Below are 12,576 nucleotides of genomic sequence, written 5' to 3'. Positions count from 1 at the left end.
TGATAGCTGATAGCTGATAGCTGATAGCTGATAGCTGATAGCTGATAGCTGATAGCTGATAGCTGATAGCTGATAGCTGATAGCTGATAGCTGATAGCTGATAGCTGATAGCTGATAGCTGATAGCTTTTACTTGGAGGTTCTATGTCTGATTTAGTTTTTTCTGATTCGTTTATCGACGGTGACTTTTATTCTACGAGCCAGCGTTTTAGTGTAGATAACCCTGCAACCGCAGAGGCGATTACTCAGGTCTCTAATATTGATGAAGCAGGGGTTGAACTGGCTATAAAAAGTGCTGACGAGGCATTTAGTAAGCTAAAGCAAACAACAGCAACCGAGCGCAGTGAAACGTTGCGCCGTTGGTACGACTTAGTCATTGAGCACAAGCAACAACTTGCTGAATTGATGACTAAAGAGCAGGGTAAGCCTTTAAAAGAAGCCTTGGGCGAAGTGGAATACGGTGCAGGCTTTATTAAATGGTTTAGTGAAGAGGCAAAGCGTAGTTATGGCGACACAATTCCTGCTACTGATAGCAAACATCGTTTAACAACGATAAAGCAGCCAATCGGTGTAGTGGCTGGTATTACACCTTGGAATTTCCCGATTGCCATGATCACCCGTAAAGTGGCACCTGCCTATGCAGCGGGTTGTAGTTTTGTGATTAAACCTTCGGAGCATACGCCATTATGCGCTATTGCCTTAGCCTACCTTGCAGATAAAGCAGGTTTTGTAAAAGGAGCGCTGAACGTAGTGATCTCTGAAAACGCAAAAATGGTGGGTGAGATCATGACTGAATCTGAGCGTGTGCGTAAGTTCACATTCACTGGCTCAACTGGGGTCGGTAAGCAGTTACTAGCTCAGTGCGCTTCAACAATTAAACAAACGTCTATGGAACTTGGCGGCAATGCCCCATTCATTATTTTTGAAAATGCTGACTTAGATGAAGCGGTTGCTGGCTTAATGGGGGCTAAATTCAGAAACGCAGGGCAAACTTGTGTTGCCGCTAACCGAATTTTTGTTCAGCGCTCAGTGCTTGAAACGGTGCTCGAAAAACTCACTGACAAAGTAGCTGAGTTAAAGGTTGGCAATGGTCTTGATGACGGGGTGGATATTGGCCCATTAATTTACCCTAAAGCAAAAGAAAAAGTGCAAACACTTGTGCAAGATGCAGTTGATAAAGGGGCGTCGTTGATCGGTGATAACAGCGAGCTTGAAGGTAGCTTCCAAGCACCATTAATTTTAACTGATGTTACTCCAGAGATGGATATTTATCATGATGAAGTGTTTGGCCCAGTTGTGAGCATAATCACCTTTGATGACGAGCAAGAAGTACTTCAACTTGCTAACGACGTACCTTACGGTTTAGCCGCATATTTTTATAGTGAAAACATCAAGCAGGTTTATCGCGTAAGCGAAGCACTTGAATACGGCATGATAGGTATTAACGAAGGTCTCATCTCAAACCCAGTAGCGCCGTTTGGCGGTGTTAAACAGTCAGGCTTAGGTCGAGAAGGCGGTCACCAAGGTCTAGATGAGTACCTAGAAGAGAAGTATCTTTGTGTTAAAATTTAAGCCATCAGACTGATAACTAAGTCCTTGCGCGTGAAATAAATTTCACGCCTACATTAAAGAGAACTAATCGCACAAAGAGGATAAGAGGCGCTACGCTTTAGAGGAAGTAAAAAAATGATCTTTTGGTTTCCTCGTTCTTTTCTCATTCAATTCTCTTTGTGCAAAATATATTGAACCACAGAGGGCACAGAGGCGCTGCGCGCTACACAGAGAAAACCAAATTATCACAAAGAGATTATGAGACGCTTCGCTTAAGAGGTAATATTCTTTTGGTTTCCTCGTTCTTTTTTCATTCTCTCCTCTTTGTGCAATTACTTTCGCGTGAAATAAATTTCACGCCTACATTAAAGAGAACTAATCGCACAAAGAGGATAAGAGGCGCTACGCTTTAGAGGAAGTAAAAAAAATGATCTTTTGGTTTCCTCATTCTTTTCTCATTCACTTCTCTTTGTGCAAAATAAATTGAACCACAACACAGATTACACGGAGGCGCTGCGCGCTACACAGAGAAATCAGTGATCACATAGATATTATGAGGCGCTACGCTTAATAGAAACATCTCTCTTTCTTTTCCTCTGTGCTCTCTATGGCCTCTGTGGTTAGAAAAAGATCTTTAATTCACAAAGAGAGTAAGAGGCGCTTCGCTTAAGAGATAAATATTTCTTTGTTTTACTCATTCACTTCTCTTTGTGCAAAAACATTTAAACTACAAACAACACAGTTCCCCTTCAAACTTGCCAGCTTACGGCCTAAAGCTATCAACTCCTCACCTTTATTTTCATAAAATGATAGCGCTGTCATTTTAGTTTTTATATGATAGGAACGAATTATTAACAAAAATGAAAAATAGTACGCAGAAATACCGTACACTCAGGGCATAAACGAGGAGAAAGTAATGGATTTTAAGAAGTCACTATTCGCGGTAATGCTAGCGACTGCGCCTTTAATGGCAAGTGCAGCATTAACTCAATCGCAAGTTGATCAGTTTGCGAAAGGCACCGAACTGCTGTTTTCGGTTGAAGATAACTTTCGTAATAAAGATGCGGGCTTTTTAGGAAAAATTACCCTTAATAATGGCTCTAATGTGGCGTTGCCTGCGGGCGAAAGTGACTGGCAGCTTTATATTCACTCAGTTCGTAAAATCTCAACTGAGCATGTCGCGGGCCTAAATATTGAACATGTTAATGGCGATTTACATCGCATCGTACCAACGAGCTCATTTAAAGGTTTAGCCGCAGGTGAAAGCTTGGAGCTGCCATTTGATGCACAAGTTTGGATTGTTGCTTACAGTGACTTTATGCCACGGGCATTTTTTGTTTCGGGTAAGAATAAACCTGCCGTATTTGCCAACACTGACACTGAAGACTTTAAACAGTTTGTTACACCATTTACCCGCGAAAACCAGTTACGTCGTTACAATGAACCAAAAGATTTATCGGTTTTAGCAACGGCAAAAGTACGCTACGAACGAAATAACGCTGATAAGGTGTCGGTTAGTAAAGACGATGCCTTAAAGCGTATTATTCCGAAGCCTCGTAAAATTGAGTTTAATCGTGGTAGCGCAACACTTAATAATAATTGGCAAATTAGTTATCAAGGTCAGCTTAAACACGAAGTTATGGTGTTTATGCAAGACTTACAGGATGACTACGGCATTAGCCTTAAAGCACAGCCTGATCACATCAATATTGGCAAAGACAAAGTTATTCGCTTAAAAGTTGACCCTAAACTCAATAATGCAAAAGCTGAAAGCTATACCCTTGAGATTGACGATGAAGTTATCACCATCGTAGGTAGCGATAACGCCGGTGTGTTTTATGCTATGCAAAGCTTATTGAACCTCATTCCTGCAAACAGCCAAGGCAGTGCCAGTTTACCGCAGTTGGAACTTGAAGACTCACCACGCTATGGCTGGCGTGGCATGCATTACGATAATGGCCGTAACTATCATGGCAAAGAGGCAATGTTCAAGTTAGTTGAGCAAATGGCACGCTATAAAATGAATAAGCTACACTGGCACTTTTCAGAAGATGAAGGCTGGCGACTTGAGATCCCAGGCTTACCTGAGCTCACTAATGTTGGCGGTTATCGCTGCTTTGATTTAGAAGAGCGCGAGTGTTTATTAACTCAGCTTGGCACTGGGCCATTTAAATCGGGCTCAGGTAATGGTTATTTGAAACGTGATGAGTTTGTTGAGCTATTAAAGTTTGCGAAAGACCGCCACATTCAAATCATCCCTGAAGTTGAAGGCCCTGGCCATGCGCGTGCCTCAATCAAAGCGATGGAAGCGCGTTATCACAACATGTTAGAAGAAGCTGAGAAAGCCGCTAAAAACAACATTAAAACGCGCTCGGCAAACAAAGAAATTCAACACATAGATATGGGGCCAGCAACGCAATATTTGCTTACTGATCCAAAAGATACCTCTGTGTACATGACGGTACAAAACTACAAAGATAACTCAATGAATGTGTGTATGGACTCAACCTACGCATTTTTAGATAAAGTAACTTATGAACTTCAGCAGATGTATCGCGAAGCAGGTGTGCAGTTAAAGAACCTGCATATTGGTGGTGATGAAGTCGGAGCAGGTTCGTGGATAGGCTCGCCAATCTGTCAGGCGTTATTTGCTGATCCTAATAACGGTGTAGCTGGCCCCGCTGATTTAAAACCTTATTTCACACAACGTGTTGCAACCTTACTTGAAAAACGCGGTATTTCTCCTGGTATTTGGGAAGATGGCATCATGTATGACCGTGAAAACCCATTTAAACGTGATGAGTTCCCTAATAAAACCTTTACCGTAAATACTTGGGATAACATTTGGGAATGGGGCGTTGCCGATAGAGCATACCGCCTAGCAAATGCCGGTTATCAAGTGGTGTTATCACACGGTACGCATTTGTACTTTGACCACCCATACGAAGCAAGTCCTGAAGAGCGTGGTTATTACTGGGCCACTCGTTACACAGATACTAAAAAAGCCTTTAATTATATGCCTGACGACGTGTATGCCAATGCCGATTACACCCGTACTCGTGAGCCAATCGTTAATTTAGAAGCGTTGGTGGGCCGCCCATTACCTAAACTTGAAAAGCCTGAAAATATTCTAGGTATGCAAGGTCAGGTATGGTCAGAAACAATCCGTACTGAAGAGCAAGTATTAGCAATGATCTTCCCGCGTATTTTGTCAGTGGCAGAGCGCGCATGGCACAAAGCTGATTGGGAAGGCGAAAGTGTCGATAGTAAAAAACAAGCAAAAGACTGGGCTGAGTTCTCAAGTGCTGTAGGCTTAAAAGAGCTTGATAAGTTAGCCAAAGATGGCATCAATCTGCATTTACCGGTACCGGGCGGTGTGATTGAAAATGGTAAGTTGTATGCCAATAGCGCATTTGCTTATTTGAGCATTGAATACAGCCTAGACAACGGCCAAAGCTGGCAAATTTACGTTGAGCCAGTAAAGGTTGATAATAATGCAAAAGTTGCTTTACGCACCCGCTTGAACGCACAGCAAACCAGCCGCGTAACAGTTGTTGGTGAATAATGTTTTTGCGATAAATAAATGTGACGCTTACAGAAAAACGTAGGCGTCATTTTTTGTTTTCCTCATTCTTTTCTCATTCACTTCTCTTTGTGGAAAAATTATTGAACCACAGAGTGCACAGAGGCGCTGCGCGCTACACAGAGAAACCAAATGATCACAAAGAGGATAAGAGGGCGCTACGCATAAGAGAAAGTAATGCTTTGGCTTTCTCATTCTCTTCTCGTTATCTTCTCTTTGTGCGAAAAATTATTGAACCACTGATTGCGCAGAGGTGCTGCGCGCTACACAGAGAAAACCAAATGTTCACAAAGAGGATAAGAGAGCGCTGCGCTTAAGAGAAAGTAATGTTTAGGTTTTCTCATTCTCTTCTCGTTATCTTCTCTTAGTGCATATTGTGCAAAAACATATTTGAACCACAGAGAACATTGAGGCGCTGCGCGCTACACAGAGAAAACCAAATGATCACAAAGAGGATAAGAGAGCGCTACGCTTAAGAGAAAGTAATGTTTAGGTTTTCTCATTCTCTTCTCGTTCACTTCTCTTTGTGCAAAAAAATTATTGAACCACTGATTGCGCAGAGGTGCTGCGCGCTACACAGAGAAAACCAAATTATTACAAAGAGGATAAGAGAGCGCTGCGCTTAAGAGAAAGTAATGTTTAGGTTTACTCATTCTCTTCTCATTCACTTCTCTTTGCGCAAAAAATTATTGAACCACAAAGTAAACATAGGCGCTGCGCGCTACACAGAGAAAACCAAATGATCACAAAGAGGATAAGAGAGCGCTACGCTTAAGAGAAAGTAATGTTTAGGTTTTCTCATTCTCTTCTCATTCACTTCTCTTTGTGAATAAACCTTCGAGCGAAATAAATTTCATGGGTACGGTATCTAAATAAGTATGTCAGCGCTGTCATTTTTGTTGCGATAGTGTTATAAATATTTAATATCTCTTTTATATAATCATCTGAATGAACAGTATTGCAGAATCGCTGTGTGCTGTGAGTGGGAAATGTTATGTCAGAAACGAATAAACAGAGCAGTATTGTGCCTATGGCGATTGTGGCCACGCTGTTTTTTATACTGGGTTTTGCTACATGGTTAAATGGCTCATTGATGCCGTTTTTACAGCAAGTTTTGCAGCTTTCACCGTTTCAGGCATCGCTGATTATTTTCTCGTTTTATATCGCCGTGACTTTTACGGCTCTACCTTCAGCAATGATCATCAGAAAGGTAGGCTATAAAAACGGTATGGCGCTGGGTATGGCGACCATGATGGTGGCAGGTTTACTGTTTATTCCTGCTGCAAAAACGCAAATTTTTGCACTATTTTTATTTGCACAGCTTGTGATGGGGGCAGGGCAAACATTGCTACAAACAGCGGTTAACCCATACGTAGTCAGAATCGGCCCTGAAGAATCAGCCGCGGCTCGCGTCAGTATTATGGGTATATTAAATAAAGGTGCGGGTGTTGTTGCTCCAATCGTGTTTACCGCACTGATACTCAGTGATTTTAAAGGCTTTGTAGGTAAAGAGCTTAGCCAAACTGATATTGATGCTATGGCAAATGGTTTAATATTACCGTATTTAGGGATGGCAATTTTTATTGGTATACTTGGTTTTGCGGTTACTAAAATGCCATTGCCAGAGTTGATCGATGATTCTGATGAACAAAAACCGGGGCAAGTAAAAGAAGCGCTGAGCCATCCAAGTCTTGCATTAGGCATTGTGGCACTTTTTGTTTATGTGGCCGTTGAAGTAATTGCAGGTGATACGATTGGTAGCTTTGCGTTGTCATTAGGTGTTGAAAAATATAGTGTAATGACGTCATACACTATGGGTTGTATGGTGCTAGGTTACTTTTTAGGGGTGTTACTTATCCCACGCGTGTTATCACAGCAAGCAGCGTTGACTATTTCTGCTGTATTAGGTTGTGTGTTAACTCTAGCGATTGTTACTGGTAATAATGAAACTGTATTTATATCAACACTGTTTGGCCTAAAATCGGTACTGCCTGATACACTATTGCTCATTGCTGTGCTAGGCTTTGCTAACGCCATTGTATGGCCTGCAGTTTGGCCGTTAGCATTATCTGGTTTAGGCAAGCTAACTAGTGTAGGCTCAGGTCTACTTATAATGGGCATAGCTGGTGGCGCATTCGGCCCGTTATTTTGGGGCTTGGCAAGTGGCGGCGTAAAAAGCGCAGAAGCACAACAAATGGCTTATATTGTAATGTTGCCTTGTTATTTATTCATACTTTTCTATGCTGTTAAAGGTCACAAGATGAAAAGTTGGAAGTAATTATGGGTTTGAGGTTAGGTGTAAAGTGCACTGCCTTGAACTTTGAAAAGCATTTCTAGTAAATAGAAATAATCCCGTGTGTAATGCCACCGAAAGGTGGCATTTTTTTGCCTGCAGTTTAAGAGCCGCGCTACACAGAGAAAATCAAATTATCACAAAGAGGATAAGAGAGCGCTTCGCTTAAGAGAAAGTAATATTGTGGTTTCCTCATTCTCTTCTCATTCATTTCTCATTCATTTCTCTTTGTGCAAAAGAAATATTGAACCACAAACAACCCCGAACAGCCAAAGCTGACGGCTTTTAGAATTGAAAATAGGCGTTAAAGATAAAACTTAATAATGAAATTAAAATAGAAAATAAGAGAATTTAAAAAGGGGGAGAAGTGGGGCGACTGATGGGGCTTGAACCCACGACAACCGGAATCACAATCCGGGGCTCTACCAACTGAGCTACAGCCGCCACTGAGATACACCTCGTTTGGTGTGGCGCGCATATTACATAATTAAGTTTAGCTTGTGAAGCCCTAAATTGAAAAAAGTAGAAAAAACTTACTTACCTCAGAAAATTCAGAATTGCCACCTTGGTCAGCGGGCGTTCAGTTTTGCAGATTAGACTTGCGTTTTTTGTAATTAGGCAAATACTCATTTCTTAGTTTTGCGCGTAATTTAATGATTTTTTAACCAAAGATCATATATAATTTGTACAGCGTTATGCTAAAAATGAACTTCAGGAGAGAACATGGATACAATAATGAACTGGATCAACGAGAATTCAGGTTTAATCATACATTACGCCGTTCAGGCGGTTCTAGCGCTAATCATTTTCTTCATCGGTGGTCGCATCGCTAAATTCTGCGAAGGCTTAACCGAAAAAGCATTTGATAAAAAGAAAGTAGATAAAGCTGTAGGTTCATTTGTTGCTAGCATTGTCTATGCAATTGTATTTGCTGCAACAATCTTAATGGCACTATCTCAATTAGGTATTGAGACAACGTCATTCATTGCTATCTTAGGTGCGGCTGGTTTAGCAGTAGGTTTAGCATTGCAAGGTTCACTGTCTAACTTTGCATCAGGTGTTTTAATCATTTTACTTCGCCCATTCAAATCAGGTGACTATGTAGAAGCTGGCGGTAAAGCTGGCACAGTTAAGAAAATCGAAATTTTCTCTACAGAATTGCGTACACCTGATAACAAAGTAATTATCATGCCTAACTCATCAATTATGGGCAGCCCAATTACCAATTTCTCTCGTGAATCAACTCGTCGTATCGATTTAGTAATCGGTGTTGGTTACGATGCAGACTTAAAAGAAGCAAAAGCAGTTCTTAAATCAGTGTTAGATAAAGAAGAGCGCTTATTAAAAGACCCAGCATACACAGTAGCTGTATCTGAACTTGCAGATTCAAGCGTAAACTTTGTCGTTCGCCCATGGGTTAACTCAGCTGATTACTGGCCAACGTATTTCGATCTAATGGAAAACATTAAGATCGCATTAGATGATGCCAACATCACCATCCCATTCCCGCAAATGGATGTTCATTTGCATAAAGAAGACTAATAAGTCGAACTTAAAGTAGTAAAGGTTATTTTTTAATGAAATTAAAAGCTTTATCAATTCTAGTTGCAGCCTCAGCTGCAACTAGCGCATTCGCAGCAGATGAAACCAAAACTTGGGATGTAACCAGTGAGTTAGGTGCTATTGTAACAAGCGGTAACACTGAAACAACCACACTAAAAGGTGGTATCAAGGTTTTACATAACCTAGAAAACTGGAATAACGAGTACAAGTTAGACGGACTTTATAAAGAAGATGAGATCGAAAACGACCAAGGTGTTAAAGAAACACAACGTACTAACGAAAAGTACTCAATCTCAGCGCAAGGTAACTACAAGTTAAACGAAAAGCACTCACATTTATTCATCTACGGCTCGCACGTATCTGATTACTTTGGTGCATACCGTAACGAGTCAGTTATCTCAGCGGGTTATGGTTTACGTTTAATCGACCGTTCTGACATGTGGCTTAATGCTGAAGTTGGTCCGGGTTATAAGTATTTCCAATACCCAGATGACAGCACTGAAGTTGATGACAACGGTAATTCGCGTGCTGGTGACCGCGAAGGCGAAGTAATCGCACTAGGTAAAGTTGATTACAACTGGCAAATTTCAGACAGCGCACGTTTTACTCAGTTAGTATCAGTTGAATACGGTGATACCAACACCAAAACACGTTCAGAGTCTGCAATTCTTGCTAAAATCAACGGCTCACTGCAAATGAAAGTGGCATATAACATCACCCACAACTCAGATGTTGCCGATGACAAAGAAAACACAGATACAGAAACGTCATTGACGCTTGTGTATAGTTTCTAATTTTTAAGTTAATAATAAATGGGTAAACTTGTTTACCCATTTTTTTTGCTTATAAAATGATGTAGTATGCCGCGGTTATCTTTATTTTCTTAGAAGGGAAACTTTGTGAAGTTTTTTAGACTTGTAATCGCTCTTTTTATCTCGCTTATATTCATAACTGAGGCTCATTCAGTCACTCCAACTAAGCAACAAATAGAACAATTTAAAAAGCTACCTAAGTCGCAACAAGAAGCGCTCGCTAAGAAATATGGCTTAGATCTTAGTATGTTGGATTCAACAGGTCAAAACGCGAATCAGTTAGAAAATGAAAATACTGATACTGTTTTGTCTCGAGGGATGTTTGACGATAATAAAGATAACAAAGAAATTACAGAAGAAGATAAGTTTAAACCTGAAGAAGATAAGCTTAAACCATTCGGTTATGAACTTTTTTCTGGTGAACCAACCACGTTTGCACCGTCAGAAAGTGCTCTAGTGCCTGATTCTTATATTGTTGGTCCAGGTGATACTTTCTCAGTTAGCTTATTTGGTAAAGAATCTTCTACAGAAGAAGTTGTAATAGACCGTGAAGGCCGCTTAACAATTAATAAACTTAAGCCAGTCACAGTTAGTGGTATGCAATACAGTGATGTAGTTGAACTTATTAAAGCTAAAGTTAAACAAGAGGTTATTGGTACTGAAGCCTTTGTGTCAATGGGCAAAACACGCTCAATCCGTATTATGGTTTTAGGTGAGGCATACAAGCCTGGTGCTTATACTGTTCCTTCATTAGCTTCAATTACCCATGCGTTATTCGTGAGTGGTGGTGTATCAGAGATTGGTTCTCTTCGAAATATACAACTAAAGCGTGCAGGAAAGACAGTAACAACTCTCGACTTATATAACCTGTTGATAAAAGGTGATAGTAGTAATGATGTCATTTTAAAGCCGGGTGATGTTGTGTTTATTCCACCTGTTGGTATGCAGGTGAGCGTTAAAGGTGAGGTACGTAGACCTGCCATTTTTGAGCTTAAAAAAGATGAGTCTAGTCAAGATTTAATAGCTATGGCTGGCGGATTTAATGCCGCTGCATATCCGCAGAAAACAGTTGTAGAGCGCTATACCGGTAATAGCTCGAGAACAGTTCTGCAACTTAACTTATCTAATAAAAATGCGTATAAACCAAATGATGGTGATGTAATTCGTGTTCCATCTTCTAGCCAAGAGCTTGATAACGCTGTGACCCTGCTTGGTGCTGTTGCTCATCCTGGCAATTATGCTTGGCATGAAGGAAAAAAAGTGAGCCAGCTATTTGGTTCACTTAAAACTGATTTATTGCCAATTGCTGATTATGACTATTCTTTAATTGTCCGAGAAATTAATCTTCGTGGTGATATAGAGGTACATCAATTTTCACTTCTAAAAGCGATAAGTGGAGAAGAAGACCTAGAATTAAAACCTCGAGATATTGTGGTTGTATTTAGCCGCTTCCAATCTTTAGAAAATGAAGAAAATGCGCTTACTGGTATGGCGTTAACTCAAGAGCAGTTAAAGCAACAAGAAAAAATCAAGCTTTGGGATGAGTACGAAGAGCGCAAATTCTATGAGTTTATTGATCTTGGTACAGCCTTGGATAAAGAGCTTGCAGAGTCTTTAGTTGAAGAAACTAAGCAGGAAGTGCTATCAATAACTGAGCTGTTGACTAACAAAGAAGAGTTGAAAGAAGATGAATACGCAGTATTTAGCCGTAAAAAGCTATTAAAGCCTATCCTTTCTAAGTTGAATCAGCAAGCTACAAAAGATGGTGGACTTCAAATTATTGGCGTGCGTGGCGAAGTATTTTATGAAGGAGTTTATCCTCGCCCTGTAAATGCTAATGTGGGTGATGCAATTATTGCGGCTGGCGGCTTAAAAGAGTCAGCGTATCTTCAAAATGCAGAAATTACGCGCTATAAAGAAAATTCTGTACTTGAGCACATCGGTGTTGATTTATCCAGCTTAAAAGATAAAAGCTCAATCAGTAAATATGAGTTAAAGAGCAAAGACACGATCAATATTTATCCAATTCCGAATTGGCAGCAAGATCGAAAAATCAACATTATTGGTGAGGTAAAGTTCCCTGGTGTGTACAGTATAGCTAAAGGTGAAACGCTATCTAGTGTTATTGAGCGTGCAGGGGGCTTCACTGAGTTTTCATTCCCTGAAGGTGCTATTTTTACTCGAGAATCTATTCGTTTACAACAGCAGCAGCAATTAAATAAAATATCTGAAGACTTGAGAAGAGATATTGCCTCTAAGAGTTTTAACAGCTCAATAACTGATGCTTCTTTATCATATCAAGATATGAATAGCTTACTTACAGATCTTGCTAAAGTTAAAGCCGTTGGCCGACTAGTTATTGACTTACCTTCGATCGTTAATGGAAAACGCCGTTTAGAAGTAGAAGATAGTGATGTTTTATATGTTCCTTCTAAGCGTAATAGCATTAATGTTGTCGGTGAGGTTAATTTCTCAGGTTCTCATCTATTTCAAGATGAGCTATCACTTGATGATTATTTAAATCGAAGTGGTGGTCTTAAACAGCGCGCTGATGAAGAGCGTATTTATATCATCAAAGCAAGCGGTTTAATTGAAGTTCCTGATGCAGGCTCTTGGTTTGCAGTTAACAATGACTTCCAGCTGTCACCAGGCGACACAATTGTTGTTCCACTCGATACGGATTACATTGATAATTTGACCCTTTGGAGTTCGGCAACACAAATTATGTATCAAATGGGTGTAGCTGTTGCAGCAATAAGCTCACTGTAATTAGTT

Annotated in this window: 7 protein-coding genes and 1 tRNA gene; 6 read left to right on the top strand and 2 right to left on the bottom strand. The window is 40.4% G+C overall.

Features of this window, described 5'->3' with window-relative positions; genetic code table 11:
• Window positions 1-143: 143 nt before the first annotated feature.
• Window positions 144-1,571 carry an NAD-dependent succinate-semialdehyde dehydrogenase gene (locus L1267_RS13410; RefSeq protein ID WP_235383159.1) on the top strand — a complete coding sequence of 476 codons (1,428 nt, stop codon included), beginning with the start codon at window positions 144-146 and terminating at the stop codon, window positions 1,569-1,571.
• 669 nt (window positions 1,572-2,240) lie between these two features.
• On the opposite strand, the gene L1267_RS23675 is transcribed toward L1267_RS13410, so the two are convergent.
• Window positions 2,241-2,372, bottom strand: coding sequence for a hypothetical protein (locus L1267_RS23675; protein WP_268842618.1), 132 nt, complete (start codon window positions 2,370-2,372; stop codon window positions 2,241-2,243).
• Window positions 2,373-2,466: 94 nt separating this feature from the next.
• Here L1267_RS23675 and L1267_RS13405 point away from each other — a divergent pair, with 94 nt between their 5' ends.
• Together L1267_RS13405 and nagP are read left to right on the top strand one after the other, a co-directional pair.
• Complete coding sequence (locus L1267_RS13405) at window positions 2,467-5,115, top strand: family 20 glycosylhydrolase (RefSeq protein WP_235383158.1); 2,649 nt, start codon at window positions 2,467-2,469, stop codon at window positions 5,113-5,115.
• A 1,012-nt stretch (window positions 5,116-6,127) separates the two neighbouring features.
• Complete coding sequence (gene nagP, locus L1267_RS13400; RefSeq protein ID WP_235383157.1) at window positions 6,128-7,411, top strand: N-acetylglucosamine MFS transporter NagP; 1,284 nt, start codon at window positions 6,128-6,130, stop codon at window positions 7,409-7,411.
• Window positions 7,412-7,794: 383 nt separating this feature from the next.
• On the opposite strand, the gene L1267_RS13395 is transcribed toward nagP, so the two are convergent.
• Window positions 7,795-7,870, bottom strand: a tRNA-His gene (locus L1267_RS13395).
• 279 nt (window positions 7,871-8,149) lie between these two features.
• Here L1267_RS13395 and L1267_RS13390 point away from each other — a divergent pair.
• The 3 genes from L1267_RS13390 (at window position 8,150) to L1267_RS13380 (ending at window position 12,570) form a co-directional block, all read left to right on the top strand.
• Window positions 8,150-8,968 (top strand): mechanosensitive ion channel family protein, encoded by an 819-nt coding sequence (locus L1267_RS13390; protein WP_054563554.1) that lies wholly within the window; start codon window positions 8,150-8,152, stop codon window positions 8,966-8,968.
• A gap of 35 nt (window positions 8,969-9,003) precedes the next feature.
• A complete protein-coding gene (locus L1267_RS13385; protein ID WP_235383156.1) occupies window positions 9,004-9,783 on the top strand; it encodes a DUF481 domain-containing protein in 780 nt (259 codons plus the stop codon).
• Window positions 9,784-9,888: 105 nt separating this feature from the next.
• Window positions 9,889-12,570, top strand: a complete 2,682-nt coding sequence (locus L1267_RS13380; RefSeq protein WP_138558752.1) for an SLBB domain-containing protein — start codon at window positions 9,889-9,891, stop codon at window positions 12,568-12,570.
• Window positions 12,571-12,576 lie beyond the last annotated feature (6 nt).

Origin of the sequence: Pseudoalteromonas sp. OFAV1, assembly GCF_021532595.1 — a bacterium.
GTDB classification, from domain to species: domain Bacteria; phylum Pseudomonadota; class Gammaproteobacteria; order Enterobacterales; family Alteromonadaceae; genus Pseudoalteromonas; species Pseudoalteromonas lipolytica_C.
Note: the sequence above shows the minus strand (reverse complement) of the source record. Positions and strands in the feature narration are given on the sequence as shown.